This is a genomic window from Anaerococcus sp. mt242, from assembly GCF_016798225.1.
GTDB lineage: Bacteria > Bacillota > Clostridia > Tissierellales > Peptoniphilaceae > Anaerococcus.
In genome coordinates this window covers 60,996-82,246 of record NZ_JAEUYX010000003.1, presented here as the reverse complement: position 1 = coordinate 82,246, position 21,251 = coordinate 60,996, and the positions used below count along the sequence as shown (strand labels likewise).

Sequence of the window (21,251 nt, the reverse complement as noted above, 5' to 3'; positions counted from 1 at the left end):
TATTTAATCAATTTTCATCAAAGTCTATTGAGTATACCTTACTTATACCATCATCACCAATAGTAACTCCATGGATTTTTTCTGCAAGCTGCATGGTTGTTTGCCTATGAGTTATCATTATAAATTGAGAATTTTTTGATAGTGATGTTAGGTATTCGATATATCTTTTTATATTTGTCTCATCAAGTGCTGCATCGATTTCATCAAGTATTGCAAATGGTGCTGGATTTGTTTCAAAAATTGCAAATAAAAGTGCAACTGCCGTTAGGGCTTTCTCCCCACCTGATAATAATGATATGGATTTTAAAGATTTCGATGGTGGACGAGCTTCGATTTCTACACCTGCTAATAACTCATCATCGCTGTCGAGTTTTAGCCTAGCATTTCCACCCATAAATAAGACTTTAAATATTTCAGTAAATCTGTTATTGATTATGTCAAAGTTTTTCTTAAACTCATCTTTCATTTCATCTTCTAGACTTTTAATTAGCTTTTCAATATTTATTTTTGATTGCTTTAAGTCTTTTACTTGGCTATCAATAAAGTCAAACTCTTTTTTTGTATCATTGTAGTTATTTAATGAATCAGCTGTAAAATATCCAATATTATTTATACTTTTTTGTAGATTTATCAAATCAGTTTTATTTATCTTTTCAAATTTTGTGTCTTTGTAATCCTTATCAAGTTCATCAATTTCTTTTGATAAAAACGGTTTTATTTCGTCTATAAGATTATCGTAATCTTTTATAACTGACTCGTATTTATATGATAACTCTACTTTTTTAATATTTAATTTATTTAAGTCTTCTTCAAGTTTTTTTGCAATTGTTATTAATTTTTCATTTTCTGACTTACTTTCACTTAGGATTTGCTTTTTATTAGTTAATTCTTTTTCTAAGTCAGTTATTTCAGCAGATAATTTTTCTATTTGACTATTTAATTTTTCATTCTCAGCTTCTTTACTTGTAATTAGATTTTCAGTTTCTATTTTTAATTTACTTTCAATCTTTTTACTCTCAAATATATTTGATAATTCCGCTTTAAATCCAGAAATAGCATTTTCTATCATATTGATATCTCGACTTAAAATCTCAACTCTGTTTTGATTTTTAATTAAATTAGCTTGCAATTCTTTTATTTGTTCTTCGTTCTGGCTTACTTTTTTCTGATTTTCAGCCAATAAATTTTCATATTTAATTTTTTTAGTTTTTAAGTCATCTAAATTTAAATCAAAATTTTCATTTTCTACTATGTTTAAATTTTTGTTTAAGTCCTCTTTTTGTAAATTAAGGTTTTGCAGTTTATAAGATATATTTGAAATTTCATTATTTATATCATTTATTATTATTTTTGTTTGTTCAAATTTTTCTTGAACATTTTTATTTTCTGTAGATAAATTATTTCTAGTATTTAAAAGTTCATTTAATTTATTTCTTATTTCTGCATTTACCTTTTTTAAATCAGTTATTTTTTCTTTATTTTGCTCTAACTTTTTATTGCGATTAAGGATACCTGTATTTGTTTTTTTATTTTTATTGGAACCTGCAACCATGGATCCCCAACTATTTATAACATCTAGATTTAAAGTTATAATTCTGTATCCCTTAATTTTTTTGGATAAATTTATTGCATCATCAATGTTTTTTACAACGACAGTTGACCCTAAAAAATGATTTATGATTGACTTATATTTTGAATCAAAGTCTAGCAATTCATTAGCCATTGCAATTACTTCTGGCTCATTTGGCTTTGCTTTTTCAAAAGAATTTATAGAATCAATCGGTAAAAATGTGATGCGGCCAATATTATTTTTGTTTACAAAATTTATCAAAGTCTTACTATCATCTTTTGTTCTAGTTACTATGTTTTGCACAGCTTGACCCATTAGGTTATCGATTATTTCTTCATAGCCAGCTTTAACGCTGATAAGATTTGCTAGGGTATCTTCATATAAATGGTCTAAATTATTTGCCTTAGTTTTATTTAAAAAGTTCTGAACAGAATAAAAGTAGCCCTCATTAGAATCTATAAGATTTTTGTTAAACTTATATTCATTTATCGATGTTTTTAGCTCAATATTGTTATTATTTAATCTTTTTTGTGAGTTATTTATATCATTTTCTATATTTACTAAATGACTTTCTATCTTTTCTTTTTTCTCACTTAAATTTTTGCTAACTTCTAGATTTTCTATTTTTTTCGCAGAAAGTCGATCGATTTTTTCATTGATAGCTTTTATTTCAAGATCCAAAGACTTAATTTTTTCTTGCTTTTCACTGATTTCTGCTGCATGCTTTTCTTTAAGTAGTTCATTTGTCTTTGTATTTATTTCTAAATCATAAATTTGCTCAGAGAGATTTTTATCTTCTGATTTTATAATTTTTATATCAGTATTTAATTTTTTATTAGTATCAACTAAGTCATTAATCTTATCATTTAAACTACTTATTTCATCTTTAGATTTATTTATTTCATCAGACTTTGCTTTTAGATTTTTCTCATCATAAGCTAATTTTTCATTTAAACTTTTTGACTTTTCATCATTTGTAAAAATGTTTTGGCTGATTCTATCTAAATCTTTTTTATTGTAGGTCAATTCTTTATCATTTAATTCGATTTTATTTTTATTATTCTCAATAACTTTTTTTGATTTAGATAAATTTTTCTCTAAATCTTCGATAGAGCGGGATAACTCTTCGAAGTGTTTGTTAAATGGGTTTAGGTCTTTGCCAAGCTTTTCTAGTTTATTATTTTTATCATCTAAATCTTTTGAAATTTCCTTAATTTCACCAGCTAGTTTGTCTTTAGTTTGTATTAGACTAGCAGATTTTCCTTTTAAATACCCATAGGCTTTTTTATCCAAATCAGCACTTAACTCTTGCCATTTTTCATAATTTTTTGCTTCATTAGATAATTTTTCTAGGTCTTTAAATTTATATTCCCACTCTCTCTCGATAATTTCTAAGTCATTGCTTACTTTTGTAAGCTTTTTACCTGCCTCATCTCGTCTATATTTGTGTTTTGATATACCACTTGCTTCTTCAAAAAGGGCTCTTCTCTCAAAGTTTGATGAGCTAATTATCTCATCTATTCTTCCTTGTCCGATTAGTGAATATCCTTCTTTACCAATGCCGGTATCCAAAAATAATTCTCGAACATCCTTTAGCCTTACTTTTTTGCCATTAATTTTGTATTCATTTTCTCCATCACGGTAGATTCGTCTGGAAATTACAACTTTCTCGTATTCTGTAGGCAAAGATTTATCTTGGTTGTCAAATATTAAATTAACTTCAGCAAGATTTAATGAATTTTTTCCCTCTGCTCCTTGGAAAATGACATCATTCATTTTTGCACCACGGAGGGATTTTACAGATTGCTCTCCCAAAACCCATCTAATAGCATCGGAAATATTTGATTTTCCAGAACCATTTGGGCCCACTATGGCTGTGATTTGTTTTTCAAATGGTATTATTGTTTTATTTGCAAAGGATTTAAATCCTTTAAGTTCTATGCTTTCGAGTCTAATAGTAAATCACCGCCGTAGTTTTTTCTTACATAATTTTCTATAAATTTGTCGATATTGAATTCTAGTTTCTTATCATTATATAAAATAAAATCTTCATAACTATTTTGGAATTTTAGATTTATTTTGTATCTATCATAAAAATACTTCTTGTTGGCCTTATTATTTCCAGCTATCAAAGAAATATTGCGATTGTTAGTATAAATTGTAAATTCATTTTCAATATGATTTTTATTTATAATTTCTTCAAGATATTTTTTATAAATTTCAGCTTCTACCAATTGTCTAAAGGCTGGGTGAAATGGTCCCGCCACTACATCTGCACCTTCATTTATATTTTCTGTTGGCTGAAGGCCTATCCTTATAATATTTATATCAGCGAATTTATAAAGCATAGCAGCTTCAGCAGAAACTTTTACTGCTTCATTAATAGTAAGTGGTTTATAAATTCCTGCATTATAAAGCATTTCAAGCTTTGTATCTTTAATTACAAGTGTAGGATAAATCCTTACAATATCTGGCCCAAATTTTATGGATTTTATAACAGTTTCTATAGTTTTATCAAAAGTATCGTTAAAAAGTCCAGGCATTATTTGATGGCCTAGGGTAAAACCATATTTTTTTATCATTTTTGATGCTTCATAACTTGCCTCTACACTGTGCCCTCTCTCATTGGCATCCAAAACTTTCTGGGTCAAGGATTGAATTCCAAGCTCTATGATATCAACTTTGTAATCTTTTAGTATATCAAGAATAGAATTATTTATATAATCAGGTCTAGTAGAAAGTCTGATTCTATCAATAATTCCCTTCTCTTTGTATTCTTTTGCAATTTCTAAATATCCAATCATTATATCTGGGTCAAGTCCAGTAAAAGATCCACCAAAAAATGCAATTTCCTTTATATTATCATTGTCCGGAAAATATTCTAAATTTTTCTCGATCTCGCCAATTACTTTGCTAGGATCCATTTTGTCTTTATAATTGGTAATTTTTATTTGATTGCAAAAGGCACAATCATGTGGGCAGCCTAAAAATGGTATAAAAATTGGGATAATATATTCTTTTTTAGTCATTTTTTATTCTTTCGTAGGCATTTTTAGCTGCATCTTGCTCAGCTTTTTTCTTATTTTTACCAACACCAGTTGCCAAAATTTTATCTCCAGCCTTAACTTGCATAGTAAAAATTTTATCATGCTCCGGGCCTTCTTGATTAATCAATGTGTATTTTAGGATTTTTTTATCATGTGCATTGTGATATTCTTGAAGCCTTGTTTTGTAATCATTAAACATGGAGTCGTCTTCAATAATTTTCTTAGCAGCATCAGTATAATTTTTGACTAAAAATTCATACAAATAACCAAAACCTGCGTCAAGATAAATTGCCGCACAAACTGCTTCAAAAGTATCTGCTTTTACGTGTTTTTTTAGTCCCCCACCGTGTTGCTTTTCACCTTTTCCAAAATTTAAATAACTTGTTAAGTCATATTTTTCACTGGCTTTTGCAAAAGAATCTGTGCATACTAATCTAGATCTTGTTTTTGTAAGCCATCCTTCTGGTTTGTTATTGAAATTTTTAAATAAAACTTCACTTACAACCAAATCCAAAACGCTATCTCCCAAAAATTCCAAGCGTTCGTTGCTTTTTACATTTGTCTTTGCTTCATTTGTATAGGAAGAATGAGTAAAGGCTACATCTATCAACGATTTGTCATTGAATGTGTAGCCAATCTTATCTTCAAATTCTTTTATTTGTTCGAGTCTTAATTGTGTTATCATCAAATTTTACTTTCTATAAGACTTGCTATATCATCTAAACTTTCGATTTCATCTAGCTCATCTTCTTCAAATTCTATGTCGTATTTTTCTTCTATAAGCATTATAAAATCAAGCATATCAATAGAATCAATATCAAGATCTGATAATTTTGTATTCATGTCTAAATCATTAAAATCTATGTCAAGATTATCATTTGCTAGTTTGATTAATTCATCAATTACCATTTAATTCTCCTTCGATTTTTTCTATAACATTCATTTCTATATATTCTATTAGGCCTAGGATTGCATTTGAAAATGCTATGTCATTTGTGCTGCCATGGGCCTTGTATACATAAGATTTTACCCCAAGAAGTGGCGCTCCTCCAACTTCATCTGGACTAAATTTGTTTGCCAGAGATTTTATATCATTTTTAAGTATTGCACCTGCAATTTTATTTTTAGGAGATGAATATATTAATTTTTTAAGTTCAGATCCAAAACTTTTTAAAACGCCTTCTGTTGTTTTTATTGCAATATTTCCATCAAATCCATCTGCCACAATTACATTTACTTTTCCAGTTAATAAATCACGGGCTTCAATATTTCCTGTGAAATTCATATTAGATTCTTTAAGAAGTTTGTAAGCCTCTTTTGTAAGAGCATTTCCCTTATGTTCTTCAACGCCAACATTTAAAAGCCCTATTTTAGGATTAGTTATGTGCATTACATTTTCAAGATATACCCTCCCCATTAGGGCAAACTCATATAAAAATTCTGGCTTGCAATCCATATTTGCACCAGTATCCATCAATAGAGTTATTTCTTCATTTAAAGATGGGATGTTTGCAGCAAGACAAGCTCTTTTTATGCCCGGGATTCTTCCTGCAATAAACAATCCGCCAGCAAGCAAGGCTCCAGTAGACCCTGCAGAAATTACTCCATCATATCCTTCTTCTTTACTCTTTTCATAAGCTAAAACTATGGAAGCATCTTTTTTCTTCCTAATGGCTCTTACTGGGTCTTCATCATTTGAAATAAATTCATTTGTAGGAATTATTTCGTAATTTTTTATTCTATCGTGAACTAAAAGTTTTATTTCCCTATCATTTCCTACAAAAACAGGTATAAAATCACGTTTTTCAAGTGCTTTTACTGTACCATCGATAATTGGCTTTGCACCAGCATCTGCTCCATAAGTATCTATTAATATTCTCATAATTTTCCTCATTTTTTGTATAAAAAAAGATAGTGCTTAAACACTATCTTATTCTACATCAATTATTGCTTCGCCTTTATATTCTCCACAGTTTGGGCAAACTCTGTGTTGAAGTTTTGGCTCGTGGCAATTTGGACACTCAACATAGTTTGATCTGTTCAAAGTATAAGCTGAGGCTCTTCTTTTATTTTTTCTAGTTTTAGATGTTCTTCTTTTTGGTACTGCCATCGTTACACCTCCTCTTATCAGTTTTAGCAATCTTTTATATTATATATTGAGATATCCCATATGTCAAGGTTTTTATTTTACTAAATCTTGTGTATCCCTTGCAATCATTAGCTCTTCGTTTGTAGCAATTACCATAACTTTTACTTTAGAATCTTCTGTAGAAATTACGTGTTCGCCGCCACGGATATTGTTTGCTTCTGGATCGATTTTGATACCAAATTGTTCAAATCCTTTTAGGATTTCTTCTCTCATTTCGATTGAGTTTTCACCGATACCACCTGTAAATACAATAGCATCTACTTTTTCAATTTCTGCCATATATCCTGCGATATATCTTTTTGTTCTTGTAGTAAACATATCAAGGGCATATTGAGCTCTTTCGTTTCCATTCTTAGCTGCATCTTCAAGATCTCTAAAGTCTGAGCTTACACCTGATACTCCAAGTACACCTGATTCTTTGTTTAAGATGTTACTCATATCTTCAGCAGAAACTCCATCTTTTTGTTCAATGTATGTTACTACTGCTGGATCTAAATCTCCTGATCTTGTTCCCATTACTAGTCCTTCAAGTGGAGTAAGACCCATTGATGTATCAAATGATTTACCTTCTTTAACGGCTGTAATTGATGATCCGTTTCCTAAGTGAGCTGAAATGATGTTTGTTTCTTCAACTGATTTTCCTAGAAGATCAGCTGCTCTATTTGTAATATAATTGTGGCTTGTTCCGTGGAAACCATATTTTCTAATAGCATCTTCTTCATAGTATTTATAGTCAATACCGTAAAGATAAGTTTTTGCAGGCATTGTTTGATGGAAAGCTGTATCAAATACTGCTACATTAGGTACATTTGGTAGTAATTCTTCACAAGCTTTAAGTCCCATTAAGTTTGCAGGATTGTGAAGTGGAGCAAATTTAGCTGCTTCGTTAATAGCATCTTTAACCTCATCTGTGATAAGGGCAGATTTTGTCATTTTCTCTCCACCGTGAACAAATCTATGTCCTACAGCATCAATTTCATCAAGGCTATTAATTACACCATTTTCGCTATCAACAAGTGCATCAAATACATGTGATACTGCTTGTGTGTGATTTTCCATAGCTTCTTCGATTACAAATTCATCTCCGTTGTTTTTTTGAACTAAACGGCTTCCTTCAATTCCAATTCTCTCTACAAGTCCTTTTACCATTACTTCTTCATTGTCCATGTTGAAAAGTTGGTATTTAAGTGATGAACTTCCGCAATTTATTACTAATATTTTCATTTTATCTCCTTATATTTTTATACATACATTATACCTGTACCCTCTAAAATTTAAAATCAATAGGTACGTCTAATAATCATTTTAATACTTTTGCTATCTTTTTCCAAATCATCATTATTTTCTACTAGCTTAAACCAAGCTTCAGAATTAGCTTTACTACTTCCTACTCTTACATTATCTACTGTTACTTTATATACATTTTGTAACTTCGATTCATCATTATTATTGTAGTGCCAAATTCTAATATAGTATCTTTGATTTTCATAATATACATTTCTTGACTTATCTAACTCATAATTATCTGTATTTTTCTTATCAAGCTTAGAATTATCATCTAAGATTATATCCTTTAATTCATCATAATTTTCAACTAAAAATCTATTCATCACAGACTCAGCTAAATAAATAGATTGTTTTTTACTATACAAATCTCTTATGTACTCATTTGTATTTTCATTTTGCCTATAAACAAATGTAATTGTAAGGGATAAAACTAAAAGTACAAATAGAGTCAATATTGATACAAATCCCTTTTTCATAATCTTTTACCAACATTTATTAAAGTTTCATATCTAAGCCTAGGATTGTCCTTATTTATGATAACTTTTACCCTTTCATTTTCTACGTCGAAATATAAGTAAAGGTCATCGCATTTTGATATTGGCACTTTTGTATTTCGTAAGCCTTGATTTGAGATATTTGTTATTTCAGCAAATAAAGTTTTTTCATTAGATGATTTGCTAATATCTGTCAAAAATCTGTATGTAGAAATTTCTTGATCACTATTTTGCTGTGCTTTATTAATTATGTAAAATTTGCAATTACTCTCTCCATTATCCTCTGTAATTTCTATTTTATAAGAGTTTCTAATTATATTTTCTATATATGTAAATCCAACCGATGTTGATTTGAATTCGAGCTCGTTAGTGAAAGTTTTTTTTGAAGCATTAATGCTCGTTCCAAAAATCATGTATGAAGTTAAGATTAAGATAGATGCAATAGCTAGTGATGTTAGTAATTCAATTAGAGTAAAGCCTTTTTTTCTCATAATTTTCCTCTAAAAGTTCAAGCTCATATTTATCTCGTTTTACTATTATTCTATCTAAATCTTTATTATAAATAGACCTTGTAATTGTTATTTCATATCCATTTACATATATTGCTTTTGAATTATAGCTTGGATTTGTATTTGATTTCTCAGCTTCTAGGGCCTCTTCAAGAGCAAATATTATTTGTGGATCTTCTTTTAATTCATTAGAAGAATTAATTAGAGTTTGTAAGGATGGTAATAGAAAAGTAGCGATTAAAGCAAGTATCCCTAATGCTAGTATGGTTTCAATCAAAGTGAAACCCCCTTTATATTTTTTCAATTCTAGTTCGTCCCCCTACCGGCGCAATAATTAGCTTATATCTGTTTTTGTCTAATGGATCAAACTTATATTTTAAATAAATAGTGTCCGAGCCACCAACACTCCCTGTTGAGTAAAAACTTACTTGCTGATTGTTATAAGTTTGCATCTCAATATACTCTAATTTGCGACTTTTCTTGTAATTAATTCCCGAATCAATTCTGTAATTAGTCCTATTAAAAGATATGTAGGATGTATCACCCGTTGTTTGTGATTTAGTTTTTGCATATTGGATATCGTTAATCAAAGTTTGAACTTCAATTTCAGATTTTATTTTATGTAAGCTTGAAAATCGAAAAAAACCGATGGCTAGTATAGCAGACATTATAGCTAAAACTACTATTAATTCGATTAAAGTAAACCCACGCTTTTTCATTTACTTAAACTCCAGGCAAATTTAAAATTAAAAATGACATAAATATATAAATACAAAATGGTATTTGTGATTTTAGCGTTCTATTTTTGTAAGCGATAGCTAATCCTGAAATAGCACCAAGCCAGATTGATATTAGTATAAAATAAATAATTTTTTGATTAGGCAATATTAAAAATAGCGTTAGATAATAATAAATATCACCATCTCCCAATCCCTTGTTTGATGCCAAATATATTATTACATATGCAATTATAAATAAAAATGTGATTTTAAAAAACTCTAAATCAAATGTTAAGAAATTATACCTGTATATTATGACTAATAATGCTAAAATCTCAATTTGATTCATATAGATATCAAAAGTTTTTAAATCTATAACTGCTATTATAAGTGAAAGTAATATTACCAAAAAAATCAAGCCCGATTTAATTATTTCAAATGGATTGAAGAATATAATAGCAAACAATCCTGATATGAATTCTAATATTAAGTTATCACTTGAAATTTTACTCTTGCAATATCTACATCTACCTTTTAAAAATATAAAACTTAATATAGGAACTAAATCCCAGGCTTGTAATCTGTGGCCACAATTGTCACAATGGCTGGGAGGGCTTATTATGCTTTCACCTTTGATTGTGTGATTTATAACTAGATTTGCAAATGATCCAAAGATTGCTCCTAGGAAAAATAACAATAGTCTACACATTATTACTTTGAATAATCATTTTCTCCAGGATAAATTTCAATCTTGTTATTATTTATAATAACTGTGTATCCCTGAGGATTTTCAGGTCTTAAGTTTTTATAATTAAGACCATTTGGTAATTTTGGCCATTTTTCAACATAATTTTTTGGGTCTTCATTATTTGGCCAATTAACGTCTTCATCTCCAGCTTTCATCTCATTTTGTCTTACAAGCGCAGCAGACTTTAACATTTGCACATTACTTTTATGAGCAGCCTCAGCAGCAGCAAGTCTTGAATTATTATATTTTGGAAGGGCTACTGCAGCCAAAATTCCTATAATTGCTATTACAATTACTAATTCAATTAAAGTAAATCCTTTTTTCTTTTTATTTTTCATTTTCACTCCTAAAATCCAACCCCATTTACCGATTCAAATATTGGCAATGCTATGGCAAAAACTACAAAAGCAACTACTATACTCATCACAATTATCATCACAGGTTCTGCAAGAGATGAAATATGACGAAGCTTATAAATATAATCTGTGGCAAAATATTCACTTGATTTCTCTAAGGCTGATCTCATCTCTCCACTATCTTCACCAATCTTTATCATTGATATCAATAGAGGTGAAAATATTTTTTTACTAGATAAACTAGAACTAAGACTAAATCCTTTTTTTAGATCAATTATTATTTCATTGAAGATTTGTTTAACAAATTGATTTTTAAATGATTCTTTTATAATATCTAAACTAGTTACTATATCGACATCTCCAGCTTTTAGAATATAAAGTAAGGATGTAAGTTGATATTCCAAGCTTAATCTTCTGTACTTAAAAAATGGTAATTTTAAGAAACCAAATTTATCTATCTTAAGCTGAGTTTCATTATCTTTTCTTAAAATTAAAATACTAAATACAATTGCAAGAAGAAATATTATTATATAAAATCCATAATTAGAAATAAATCTCGAAATTTCCAACAAAATTTTTGTAGATGTTGGTAAATCTTTGCCGAAAGATTCGAATATCCCTTCAAAAGTTGGCAAAACAAAATTCATTATGATTACAATTATGATAATCATAACAAATAAAAGCATAATGGGATATGTAAGTGCTTGTTTGATTATGTTTTTATTTTTGCTTTCTTCGTTTATGTAGGTAGATAGTTCATCAAGAACTTCTGCCATTCGCCCACTCTGATCTCCACTTTTTATAAAAGCTACTAACATGGGATTAAAAAATTTCTTGTTGTGAGTAAAGGCATCGTTTATTGATAGTCCCTTTGATAAGTCTAAATTTATTTGGTGGAGAGCTTTGCTGAGTTTTTTATCTAGCTTTTGTTGTTCAATTATCTTTAAACTCCTATCAAGTGGAACACCTGCCCCAATTAGTAAAGATAATTGTTTTAAAAATAAGGACATAATCCTGCTATCAATCTTGCTAGAGGATATATCCTTATTTAAAAATTCTTTTATTTTATTTAAATTTAAATTAGCCACATTAAACTGTTAATAATTCATTATTTTTCTTATCAGCTAATTGTTCTACTTCTTCGATACGTTTGTCTGTCAGATTTTGAAGTTCTTCTTCAAGTGAGAATCTATCATCTTCTGTGATATCCCCAGATTTTTCACTTTTTTTCACTTCATCCATTGCATCACGTCTTTTATTTCTGATAGAAATTTTTGCATCTTCTGCGTATTTTCCTACTTCTTTTGTGTATTCTTTACGTCTTTCTTCAGTAAGAGCTGGGAATGGTAGTCTGATAACTTCTCCATCGTTTTGTGGGTTGATACCAATATCTGCTTTAATAATAGCTTTTTCGATTGGTCCAACATTTGTTTTATCCCAAGGTTTGATAACTAAAAGTCTAGCCTCTGGAATAGTTATTGTCGCAGCTTGATTAATTGGAGTTTCGTTTCCAAAATATGAAAAAGTAATACCATCTAAAACCGCTTCTGAAGCACGACCAGCTTTAATATTTGCTATTCTACTTTCGAATGACTCAACAGCCTGTTTCATATCCTTATCAGCTGATGATTTAATTTCTTCATAATTCATTTAAAATTTCTCCTTTACAATTGTACCGATAGCTTGTTCATCTGTGAAAATTTTTACCATATTGCTAGGGTCATCTATTCCAAACGCAATAAGTGGCATAGTATTATCCATAGCAAGACTAGTTGCTGTGGTATCCATGATTTTGATTTCTTGTTGCAATATTTCTTTATATGTTAATTTGTCATATTTTACTGCATCATCAAAAAGATTTGGATCTTTATCATATATTCCATCAGTACCTGTTTTTCCTAGAAGGATTACATCTGCATCAATTTCTAGAGCACGTAGGCTAGCTGTAGTATCTGTTGAAAAATATGGTAAACCAGTTCCTGCAGAAAAAATAACAATACGATTTTTTTCTAAATGTCTTATCGCTCTGCGTCTAATATAAGGTTCAGCTACTTCTTTCATATCAATAGCAGTCATTAGTCTAGTATCCATGCCCATTTCTTCTAGGCTGCCTTGGATTCTAAGACCATTCATAACTGTTCCTAGCATACCAATAGTATCTGAGCTAGCTCTTTCTATCTGAGCCCCTGAACGGCCTCTCCAAAAATTACCTCCCCCAACAACTATTGCTATCTCTACATCAAGCATATGAAGTTTTTTGATTGATGAACAAATATTTTCTATAACATCATCATCAAATCCAAAACCCTTATCACCCGCAAGGGCCTCACCACTTAATTTTAATACAACTCTTTTAAATTTTTGCAAAACTGCCTCCTATTAATATAAATTATAACCTATTTTAGAAAATTTTAACATAGGGGCTTTAAAATTTATATAAATATTAAGAAATATATTTTTAGACAAAAAAATAAACCGTTGAACTAACAACGGTTTAAAATATTCATTGGTGCGGGATAAAGGAGTTGAACCTTCACGAGAAATTCTCACTAGATCCTAAGTCTAGCGCGTCTGCCAATTCCGCCAATCCCGCATGGGGTGAGTAGTGAGATTCGAACTCACGGCCTCCTGGGCCACAACCAGGTGTCTTAACCAACTGGACCATACCCACCAGGTCATTACTCTTACTATTATACACTATATGAAATCTATGTCAAGTTTTTTTAATATAATTTTTACATTTACTTTACATAAGATTTATCTGCATAATTAAAGGCCATCCATGCATTCTTAACTGCAAAAATAATTATAATACTTTTTACCATAGCTTGTCAAGCTTTTTTAAAAAAAATTTTTAAAACTTTCTGAAAGTGTATTTTACAAGATAAATAGTAGAATATATGAGAGGTGAATTAGATGAAAAATAATAAAACAATACTAAAAATATTTGCAGTAATTATTGCCATTGCCATGGTTGCCCCTATTTTGTATAGTGCTTATGCTTCATTTGCTGGTCTATGATTATAGAGGCTATAGATTATTCTGATAAATATAACTTAGTAATCCTAACCATATCTGGTGAGAATTTTAATATATCATATGATTTATACAATGACTTACAATTAAATATAGATGATGAGCTTGATTTTGATATATATAAAGAAATTTTAAATGACGATGAGTTTAATAGAGCAAAAAACTTTGCACTTGGAAAAATATCCTACGCTCAAAAAACTAGTTTTGAAATAGAAAAATTATTAAAAGATAATGACTTTTCTAATGAAGCAATTCAAAAAACAATAGATTTTCTAAATGAATATGGAATCTTAAATGATGATCTTTTCGTAAAATCCTATGTAGCTGATAAACACAATATTGCTAGATGGGCTAAAAATAAAATACGTTATTCTCTAAAATCTAAAAGAATTAGTGATGAATTGATAGATACTTATATAGAAAAAATAAATTATGACGAAGAATACGAAAACGCCTACAATTTTGCTTTTAAAAAAGCTAGAGATGATTTTTCAATTGAAAATAAACAAAAAGTATATAGATATTTAGCGGGCAAGGGTTTTGAATTTGATATCATTAATAAAGTAGTTGGTGAACTTTTTAAATGACTTATGGTTATGTATATATTTTAAGATGCAAGGATGACTCATTGTATACTGGATGGTGTGTTGATGTAAAAAAGAGATTAGCCTTACATAATTCTGGAAAGGGCGCAAAATATACCAGATCAAAAAGACCCTGCAAATTAGTTTATTATGAAGAAATATCTAATAAATCTGAGGCTTTAAAGAGAGAAATTGCAATAAAAAAATTATCAAAGGCAAAAAAAGAGGACTTAGTTAGAAATTTTAATCTAACTTAGTCCTTATTTTTATCTTCTAAAACTAGCCTTCAATTTTTCAAAAAATCCTAGTTTTGGAATTTCTACTTCTCTTTCAGAAATTAGATTATCAATAACATTTTTAAAATATTCTCCTGTTTTTACAGATCCAAGATATCTTGATGATTTGCCATCGATAGTATCTTTATGCTTTCTGATATCAAAATTATCTGATGTTTTATTTATAAAAAATGTATCGCTATCATTTACTAATCCCAAATCATTTTCTCCAATAATGTCTACTGAAGTCTTATTTGAAATTAAGTTTTTATCTACTCCATCGATGACAACATAATCATATGAAATATCATTTAAGAGATTATTAATATCTTCCCCTTTGATTTCATATTTATCTTCTAAAAGAGGGCTTATCATAAAGTCTAGATTATCATTTTCATGAACTAGCACTGTTTCAAGTGGTGCTAGCCCTGTGAAATAATCTGCCAAATCATAAGTAATCATCCCATCTTTTTGAAAATAATCTTCAATGTTTGAGCTTGTGGCGCGCTTTCCTTGGAGTAATAAAACTTTATTATTTTCTTGTAAGTATTCAGCTAAATTTACTGAAAAATCAGTTTTTCCAATAGCTTTTGGCCCATTTATAACATAAACTTTCATTTTTCTTCCTTTAGTTTGGAGTACCATCGGCACTATCATTATCTTCTTTTATATCTTTATCTTCTTTATTTTGATTATCTTCAGGCAATCCTTGCTGATCATCTGCTACAGAATCACCAAGTTCTGCAATATCTGCATCATTTGGAGTATCTCCGGAATTTGTAAGATAAACGTCTAGGTCAAAATATTTGGAAATTACATCTCTCATAATTGGAGTTGCATTGTATGATGTATCACCTTGAGTGAGGACTATACTTATTGAAATTTCTGGGTCATCATATGGTGCAAAACCTACCATCCATGCATAAGAATCATAGTCTGTTCCATCTAGGTTTTTACCTTCTACTTCTGCTGTACCTGTTTTGATACCTATATCTACCGGCATTTGATTTAATATTTTGTTATTTTGAGATACTAAAAGTGTACCGTATTTAATATCTTCAAGATATTTTTTATCCTTTATATCTATCCTTGATCTTTCAGGTACATTGTTAAACAATATATCCCCAGAATCATGATTTGTAACCTTATCTACTAGGGTAAATTTATTTAAATAACCGCCATTTGTAAGAGTAGCAATAGCCCTGTTCATCTGAATCGGGGTGTAAGAATTTTGCCCTTGGCCGATTACAATGTTTAGCATATCTGTAATATCCCATTCAGCTTGGTTTAAATATGTGTATTTAATAGTATCAGTAAGACCTGCTCTGTCTTCACCTTTTGCTATCTCTGCATCATAACCTTTTTCATCTAAAAACTCAATTATATTTTTACGAGTCCATTGGCTTGGATTTGCAGTCATTTTTACAATTTCTAGGACATCACTTTCAAATTCGCTTCTAGATTTTTTTACTCCATCCTTTAGATATACTGGCAATTTTTCTTCTAGATAGCTTTGTAGCATCATCTTAGTAATTTCAACTTTTTTACCAACTGATGGTATATTTCCAGTTGTTTCTTTTGGTATATTCACCTCAATACCTGTCGGTTGATCGAGTCCTAGTTTTTCTGCTGCAATCCTAATATCATTTAAGTCTAGTTTTGTACCTATGGACTTACCATCATGCGGATTTTCCCCAAGAGCTAAAACATAGAAATAATAGTTATTAGAATCTCTAATTGCCCCATATAAATTTTCTTCACCTTGAGTTATACCATATTCTGTCCAAGCTAAGTTATTAAATCTCTGGTTACCTACTTCTACATAACCATAGTCTGTAATTACTGCTTGTGGATCTAATCCACTTTCTAATGCTGCTAGTGCTGTTACTAATTTAAATGTTGATCCAGGCATAACGGCAGTTTGTGTTGCAATATTTAGCATTGGACGAGGTACGAGTGGCCCACTATCTTCTTCTACCTGTAAACTTTCCCAGTCTGATTGAGAAATACCAGTAGAAAATAAATTTGGATCATAATCTGGGAAAGACGCCATAGCTAAGACTTCCCCAGTTTTTACATTTGACACTACAACTGCACCACTTGATGCGTGAGGAGCCTGTCTAAGTGGCATAAAGCTTCCATAATCTGATTCATATTGGTAGCCTTTACTTATTGCTTCCAAAACACCTTCTAATGATTTCTCAGCTTGTTCTTGAAGATCAGCATCAATTGATAAATATAAATCATCACCCGGTTCTGAAGGCGTTTGAGATATAGTTTGTTTTCTATTTCCTGCTGAATCTACAGTTACTAATGATTTACCGTTTTTACCCTTTAAGTTATCTTGATATGATTCTTCAATACCTGTCTTACCAATGATTTCATCACGTAAATAATCACGTTCATTTACATACTTATCTACTTCTTCAGCTGTCGCAATTGGTCCCATATATCCTAGGATATGACTTGCTAAATATCTATTTGGATAAGATCTAATTGGTATGGTATCTACTTGGATGCCCGCAGTCGAATCAATATTCTCTTCTATTTTTAAAACTGTGGATTCGTCAATATTATAAACTAAGTTGATTGGTCGATATCCAAAGTTTCCTTGACGATTAATTTTATTATCGATAGTTAGGATACCTAGGGCTTCAAGATCAGAATAATTTTCTAGACCATTGATTTTCTTTAGATAATTTAAGATTTCCTTAGCGTCTTGTTCATTTTCAAGTATTGAAACAACTTTATCAAGGTCATTTATCTTATCTTTTCCTGCATAATAAGTATAAAAATTATTTTTTTCGATATTAAATGTATAGTCCCAATCATCTGGGTCATCTTCAGAAATATCTATGGATGGATAAATATTGTTTTGTGTGTTTGCATTTTGCGCCATATATTTTATATCTTCAGATAAAATAAGTGGTTTTAGCAAATTATTTTCATCTGCAATTCTTGCTAGTTCGTCTACTGGTGATCCCGCTTGTGGATTTTTAAAATTAATATTTACCTTATAGGTATTTTTTTCATCTTTTGTTTCCGTAATAACTTCAGTCTCAAAGTTTGCATAAATCCCTAGATTTTCTAGCTGTTGAATAAGCATATCAGCTGGAATTACATAAGATCCATCATCTTTTACACTAGCTTGGCTAAGAACATCATTTATCGTTGAAGTTTTTACTATCTCGTAAAAATCGTTACTTGGTTCACTTTTTAGTGTAACTTCTGGATATACTTTTGATAATTTAGCCTTTTTTTCAATCATATCTTCATTTGCTTTTACAACATATGGTTCCATTTCAATGCTTCCTAGTAAATTAGCATTTTTGAGAAGATCATATGCCAATCTTCTAGCATTTGAATTTTGTAAAATTGAAAGCAAGACTGATCTATCGTTTCCTACAGCATCAACTACAACATCTATAGGAGCTTGGTCTTCGCTATATCCGACTGCTTTAAGCTTGTTTTTTGAATTTTCCCTATAAGCCATTTTTAGTTGACCATCTTCTTGACTAACATTTGCTGGAATATCAATTCCACGTTTTTTTAGTGCAAGCAAGGCTGTGCTCATAGTTTCATATTCGATATTTTCATCTTTGTATACAGTAGTTAAAAAGTCTCTTACAAGATCATTGTCTATTATTGTTGATACTGCTACTTCTGTAGGCATTTGGCCTAAGATAAAATAATCTTCTTTTCTTTTATATACAAATGAATTTAATTTTAAAGCAAAATCATCTGTATAATTTACTCCATCAGCCTCTAGGATATTAACAAGTTTTCCTAAATTTTTTATTCTGTCTTTTTCTTCTACTTCTTGAAGTTGGTCCTTATAAATTTGAACAGCAAAAGATGGGATACTTGTTGCAAGTATTTTCCCATTTCTATCATAAATATTACCACGGCTTGCAATTTCATCTACCTCTTTTACTTTTCTATTATCTGATAAGTCTCTATAATAATCTCCCTGGCCAATCATAACTGTAAATAGCCTACCGATTATAACGGCCATTAGGAGAATTACAAGAACTTGAATAAATACTAATCGTCTTTCCTTTATCTTCCTCACTTTAAAAACTCCTAAATCCTATATGTTGGTATATACATTATTTTCTTAACTATATAATAGTAAATAAAGTAAATAAGTGTATTTAATATAGATTCAACTAGTAAAGGTGTTGGCAAGTAATTCATCAAATTATTTTGTCCAGTAAATATAAAATAAATTAATGTTAAAAGCAAGAAGTTAAAAATACTTGCAAAAAATGTCATGACAAGACCTGTTGGTTTATCTTTTGCTAAATTAAGTCTATCACTTGAAACAAATGATCCTACCAAAAAATATGATAAGGCTCTAGGACCTACTAGGTTAGTAAAAAGAAAATCCTCAATTAATCCTGTAATCATCGCCCCATATGGTCCAATTTTATTGCCCAATATTTGTGAAAGAGCAACTATTGCTGGAATCATAATGTTAATATTAGCTCCAAAAATATCAATTTTAGAAAAAATTGTTGTTTGGAGAATAAAAGATATTAAAAATACTAAAAAAGTTTTAAATTTATTCACTTATATTCTCCTCCTCTACTCCATTAGCTTTTTCATCTATTTCATAAGAATTATTGCCTTTAAGTACTAAAACTCTATAAACATGTGAAAAATCTACTGGTGAATCTACTGTAATATTTTTTCTAAGTGAATCTTGACTCATTGAAACATTACTGATTGTCCCAATGTATATACCATATGGATATACTCCACCTAGACCACTTGTCATTACTACATCAGAATTTTTTGCTTCACTTTCTACATCTAGCATATATCCTTGAATAGTTCTTGATGTAAATTTATCAATAACCCCATAGTCACCACTTCTGGTGTTTATAAAGGATACGTCATTTGCTTGATTATTAATTGTTTCAACACGAGCTGTACTTTCAAATACTTCAGTAACTTTACCTACTAATCCTGTGTAATATTTACTATCTCCAATAGCTTGTAAGATAATATCATTTTGTTTAATACCATCTTTTTTCCCCTTATCTATTGTAAAATTGCTGGTTAGAGAACTTACATCAGAGTTTACAACATTTGCCTTAATGTATTCATTTTTTGAACTATCTACAGCCTCTGCCTCATTTTTCAAAAAGTCCTCTTTATTTATTACAGATGTAAGTCTAGCATTTTCCATTACTAGCGATCTATTCTCCGCTTCAAGTCTCATTACTTCTGCTCTGGTTTCTTTAGAACCAACTGTTCTTTCAATTTGATTCATTATTTCTGATGATACCGAGTATGTAACACCCTCTATTGGTTTAAATATTGTATTTGCAATATTTGATCCAGCACCTGAAAGAGCATCAGTTTGTGAAGAAACTCCCATTACTATTAAGAGCGCTAGGACTGTAATTATAAAAGATTTGTTGGATTTTTTAATTCTTCTATATGACATTTTTACCTACTTACGATATTTAAAAAATCTATCTGGATCTTCCAAGATTTTACCAGCACCAAGGATAGCATCTGTCTCTGGATTATCAGATATATAGGAAGATAGATTTAGTTTATGTTCGATATACTCTCGAAGTCCACGTATTTGACTTAGTCCACCAGTTAGACCAAATCCATCTTTTTTGATGTCAGCTGTAAGTTCTGGTGGTACTTTTTCTAAAACTTCATATATCATATTTACAATTTCATCAGCATAAGGCATTATGCATTCTACTAGGTCTTTGCTTTTGATATCTACAGTCTTTGGTGCAGCGGATAATAAATCTCTACCATCAACAGTTATTGATGTTTCCCCATCTTTTATCCTTAGGCTTAAAAGATTTATTTTTATATCTTCAGCTGTTTGCCTGCCTATGTCTAGGCGTTTTTTATCTCTAAATAGATCAATTATGGCATCATCTATGTAATCCCCACCTTTATTAATGGTTTTACTTGTAACTACACCATTTAGAGAAATTACGCTTACTTCGCTAGTTCCTGCTCCTAAATTTAAAAGCATAATCCCTTTAGGATCTTCTGGAGTAAGTCCCATACCGAATGCTGCTGCTAATGATTCGTCCACTAAAATAATATCACGGCTGCCAGCATGAAGAGCTGCATCTTCTATAGCGCGTGATTCAATGTCTGTAATTCCACTTGGTACGCAAATTACAACTTTTGGCTGAAAAATAGATGTACCTGGATTTACTTGATTAAAAAAATGTTTTAGCATTGCTTCAGTGAGGTTAAAGTCAGTAATCACTCCATTTTCTATTGGTTTTACAACATGAATACTTGATGGGGTTTTACCAATCATATCTTTAGCTTCTTGTCCAATGGCCAAAACCTTAGTATTATGTTGATCTAAAACTATCATCGAAGGTTCATTTATAATTACACCCTCATTTTTTTTATAAACTAAAATATTGCTAGTGCCCAGATCTATAGCAAAATCTGTGGCAACCATTCTTAAATTCATCTACA

General features: G+C 30.1%; 23 protein-coding genes and 2 tRNA genes. 2 read left to right on the top strand and 23 right to left on the bottom strand.

Translation table 11 applies throughout. From position 1 onward, the window contains the following. Positions 1-7: 7 nt before the first annotated feature. From smc to JNO63_RS02410, 18 genes are all read right to left on the bottom strand, one after another. On the bottom strand, positions 8-3,469 hold the full coding sequence (smc, locus tag JNO63_RS02495) for a chromosome segregation protein SMC (RefSeq protein WP_338014977.1): 3,462 nt from the start codon (positions 3,467-3,469) through the stop codon (positions 8-10). Between the two features lie 38 nt (positions 3,470-3,507). Continuing rightward, entirely contained in the window at positions 3,508-4,599 is a 1,092-nt protein-coding gene (locus JNO63_RS02490) for an elongator complex protein 3 (protein WP_203126910.1), read from the bottom strand. Next, positions 4,592-5,302: a ribonuclease III gene (gene rnc / locus JNO63_RS02485; protein WP_374047853.1), complete on the bottom strand. Its 711-nt coding sequence runs from the start codon at positions 5,300-5,302 to the stop codon at positions 4,592-4,594. The genes JNO63_RS02490 and rnc overlap by 8 nt, the downstream gene beginning before the upstream one ends. Beyond that, a complete protein-coding gene (locus JNO63_RS02480; protein WP_203126908.1) occupies positions 5,302-5,526 on the bottom strand; it encodes an acyl carrier protein in 225 nt (74 codons plus the stop codon). Before JNO63_RS02480 ends, rnc begins: the two co-directional genes overlap by 1 nt. Then, the gene (plsX, locus tag JNO63_RS02475) at positions 5,516-6,499 is read right to left on the bottom strand and encodes a phosphate acyltransferase PlsX (RefSeq protein ID WP_203126907.1); all 984 of its coding nucleotides are present in this window, start codon (positions 6,497-6,499) and stop codon (positions 5,516-5,518) included. Before plsX ends, JNO63_RS02480 begins: the two co-directional genes overlap by 11 nt. Positions 6,500-6,547: 48 nt before the next feature. Further along, positions 6,548-6,727, bottom strand: coding sequence for a 50S ribosomal protein L32 (rpmF, locus tag JNO63_RS02470; protein ID WP_203126906.1), 180 nt, complete (start codon positions 6,725-6,727; stop codon positions 6,548-6,550). Positions 6,728-6,799: 72 nt separating this feature from the next. Further along, on the bottom strand, positions 6,800-7,990 hold the full coding sequence (locus JNO63_RS02465) for an acetate/propionate family kinase (protein WP_203126905.1): 1,191 nt from the start codon (positions 7,988-7,990) through the stop codon (positions 6,800-6,802). A gap of 56 nt (positions 7,991-8,046) precedes the next feature. Then, a complete protein-coding gene (locus JNO63_RS02460) occupies positions 8,047-8,529 on the bottom strand; it encodes a hypothetical protein (RefSeq protein WP_203126904.1) in 483 nt (160 codons plus the stop codon). Continuing rightward, on the bottom strand, positions 8,526-9,038 hold the full coding sequence (locus JNO63_RS02455; RefSeq protein ID WP_203126903.1) for a type II secretion system protein: 513 nt from the start codon (positions 9,036-9,038) through the stop codon (positions 8,526-8,528). Before JNO63_RS02455 ends, JNO63_RS02460 begins: the two co-directional genes overlap by 4 nt. Next, positions 9,010-9,360 (bottom strand): competence type IV pilus minor pilin ComGE, encoded by a 351-nt coding sequence (comGE, locus tag JNO63_RS02450; protein WP_203126902.1) that lies wholly within the window; start codon positions 9,358-9,360, stop codon positions 9,010-9,012. Before comGE ends, JNO63_RS02455 begins: the two co-directional genes overlap by 29 nt. Next, positions 9,347-9,775 carry a pilus assembly FimT family protein gene (locus JNO63_RS02445; RefSeq protein ID WP_203126901.1) on the bottom strand — a complete coding sequence of 143 codons (429 nt, stop codon included), beginning with the start codon at positions 9,773-9,775 and terminating at the stop codon, positions 9,347-9,349. Before JNO63_RS02445 ends, comGE begins: the two co-directional genes overlap by 14 nt. Positions 9,776-9,779: 4 nt before the next feature. Then, entirely contained in the window at positions 9,780-10,484 is a 705-nt protein-coding gene (locus tag JNO63_RS02440) for a prepilin peptidase (RefSeq protein WP_203126900.1), read from the bottom strand. Between the two features lie 2 nt (positions 10,485-10,486). Beyond that, the gene (locus JNO63_RS08675; protein ID WP_203126899.1) at positions 10,487-10,861 is read right to left on the bottom strand and encodes a type II secretion system protein; all 375 of its coding nucleotides are present in this window, start codon (positions 10,859-10,861) and stop codon (positions 10,487-10,489) included. A gap of 8 nt (positions 10,862-10,869) precedes the next feature. Further along, a complete protein-coding gene (locus tag JNO63_RS02430; RefSeq protein WP_295883661.1) occupies positions 10,870-11,967 on the bottom strand; it encodes a type II secretion system F family protein in 1,098 nt (365 codons plus the stop codon). Position 11,968: 1 nt separating this feature from the next. Beyond that, a complete protein-coding gene (gene frr / locus JNO63_RS02425) occupies positions 11,969-12,529 on the bottom strand; it encodes a ribosome recycling factor (protein ID WP_203126897.1) in 561 nt (186 codons plus the stop codon). Then, entirely contained in the window at positions 12,530-13,246 is a 717-nt protein-coding gene (gene pyrH / locus JNO63_RS02420) for a UMP kinase (protein WP_203126895.1), read from the bottom strand. It abuts the gene before it with no gap. 140 nt (positions 13,247-13,386) lie between these two features. Beyond that, a tRNA-Leu gene (locus JNO63_RS02415) sits at positions 13,387-13,472 on the bottom strand. A 1-nt stretch (position 13,473) separates the two neighbouring features. After that, positions 13,474-13,550 (bottom strand) — tRNA-His (locus JNO63_RS02410). 346 nt (positions 13,551-13,896) lie between these two features. Between JNO63_RS02410 and JNO63_RS02405 the strand changes: the two genes are divergently transcribed. Next, positions 13,897-14,502, top strand: a complete 606-nt coding sequence (locus tag JNO63_RS02405) for a regulatory protein RecX (RefSeq protein WP_203126893.1) — start codon at positions 13,897-13,899, stop codon at positions 14,500-14,502. Beyond that, positions 14,499-14,756 carry a GIY-YIG nuclease family protein gene (locus tag JNO63_RS02400; RefSeq protein WP_203126890.1) on the top strand — a complete coding sequence of 86 codons (258 nt, stop codon included), beginning with the start codon at positions 14,499-14,501 and terminating at the stop codon, positions 14,754-14,756. Before JNO63_RS02405 ends, JNO63_RS02400 begins: the two co-directional genes overlap by 4 nt. Positions 14,757-14,765: 9 nt before the next feature. On the opposite strand, the gene JNO63_RS02395 is transcribed toward JNO63_RS02400, so the two are convergent. From JNO63_RS02395 to JNO63_RS02375, 5 genes are read right to left on the bottom strand one after another with little or no spacing between them, the layout of a single operon-like run. Next, on the bottom strand, positions 14,766-15,392 hold the full coding sequence (locus JNO63_RS02395) for a hypothetical protein (protein WP_203126888.1): 627 nt from the start codon (positions 15,390-15,392) through the stop codon (positions 14,766-14,768). A 10-nt stretch (positions 15,393-15,402) separates the two neighbouring features. Next, complete coding sequence (locus JNO63_RS02390) at positions 15,403-18,846, bottom strand: penicillin-binding transpeptidase domain-containing protein (protein WP_203126886.1); 3,444 nt, start codon at positions 18,844-18,846, stop codon at positions 15,403-15,405. Positions 18,847-18,857: 11 nt separating this feature from the next. After that, positions 18,858-19,346: a rod shape-determining protein MreD gene (gene mreD, locus JNO63_RS02385; protein WP_203126884.1), complete on the bottom strand. Its 489-nt coding sequence runs from the start codon at positions 19,344-19,346 to the stop codon at positions 18,858-18,860. After that, positions 19,339-20,229, bottom strand: coding sequence for a rod shape-determining protein MreC (gene mreC / locus JNO63_RS02380; protein WP_203126882.1), 891 nt, complete (start codon positions 20,227-20,229; stop codon positions 19,339-19,341). The genes mreD and mreC overlap by 8 nt, the downstream gene beginning before the upstream one ends. Before the next feature lie 6 nt (positions 20,230-20,235). Beyond that, entirely contained in the window at positions 20,236-21,246 is a 1,011-nt protein-coding gene (locus JNO63_RS02375; RefSeq protein ID WP_203126881.1) for a rod shape-determining protein, read from the bottom strand. Positions 21,247-21,251 lie beyond the last annotated feature (5 nt).

What these genes read in the sequence shown, in the direction of transcription:
- JNO63_RS02490 (WP_203126910.1), bottom strand. Translation starts at nt 4,599, where the DNA reads ATGACTAAAAAAGAATATATTATCCCAATTTTTATACCATTTTTAGGC.
- rnc (WP_374047853.1), bottom strand. Translation starts at nt 5,302, where the DNA reads ATGATAACACAATTAAGACTCGAACAAATAAAAGAATTTGAAGATAAG.
- JNO63_RS02480 (WP_203126908.1), bottom strand. Translation starts at nt 5,526, where the DNA reads ATGGTAATTGATGAATTAATCAAACTAGCAAATGATAATCTTGACATA.
- plsX (WP_203126907.1), bottom strand. Translation starts at nt 6,499, where the DNA reads ATGAGAATATTAATAGATACTTATGGAGCAGATGCTGGTGCAAAGCCA.
- rpmF (WP_203126906.1), bottom strand. Translation starts at nt 6,727, where the DNA reads ATGGCAGTACCAAAAAGAAGAACATCTAAAACTAGAAAAAATAAAAGA.
- JNO63_RS02465 (WP_203126905.1), bottom strand. Translation starts at nt 7,990, where the DNA reads ATGAAAATATTAGTAATAAATTGCGGAAGTTCATCACTTAAATACCAA.
- JNO63_RS02460 (WP_203126904.1), bottom strand. Translation starts at nt 8,529, where the DNA reads ATGAAAAAGGGATTTGTATCAATATTGACTCTATTTGTACTTTTAGTT.
- JNO63_RS02455 (WP_203126903.1), bottom strand. Translation starts at nt 9,038, where the DNA reads ATGAGAAAAAAAGGCTTTACTCTAATTGAATTACTAACATCACTAGCT.
- JNO63_RS02445 (WP_203126901.1), bottom strand. Translation starts at nt 9,775, where the DNA reads ATGAAAAAGCGTGGGTTTACTTTAATCGAATTAATAGTAGTTTTAGCT.
- JNO63_RS02440 (WP_203126900.1), bottom strand. Translation starts at nt 10,484, where the DNA reads ATGTGTAGACTATTGTTATTTTTCCTAGGAGCAATCTTTGGATCATTT.
- JNO63_RS08675 (WP_203126899.1), bottom strand. Translation starts at nt 10,861, where the DNA reads ATGAAAAATAAAAAGAAAAAAGGATTTACTTTAATTGAATTAGTAATT.
- frr (WP_203126897.1), bottom strand. Translation starts at nt 12,529, where the DNA reads ATGAATTATGAAGAAATTAAATCATCAGCTGATAAGGATATGAAACAG.
- JNO63_RS02405 (WP_203126893.1), top strand. Translation starts at nt 13,897, where the DNA reads ATGATTATAGAGGCTATAGATTATTCTGATAAATATAACTTAGTAATC.
- JNO63_RS02400 (WP_203126890.1), top strand. Translation starts at nt 14,499, where the DNA reads ATGACTTATGGTTATGTATATATTTTAAGATGCAAGGATGACTCATTG.
- JNO63_RS02395 (WP_203126888.1), bottom strand. Translation starts at nt 15,392, where the DNA reads ATGAAAGTTTATGTTATAAATGGGCCAAAAGCTATTGGAAAAACTGAT.
- mreC (WP_203126882.1), bottom strand. Translation starts at nt 20,229, where the DNA reads ATGTCATATAGAAGAATTAAAAAATCCAACAAATCTTTTATAATTACA.
- JNO63_RS02375 (WP_203126881.1), bottom strand. Translation starts at nt 21,246, where the DNA reads ATGAATTTAAGAATGGTTGCCACAGATTTTGCTATAGATCTGGGCACT.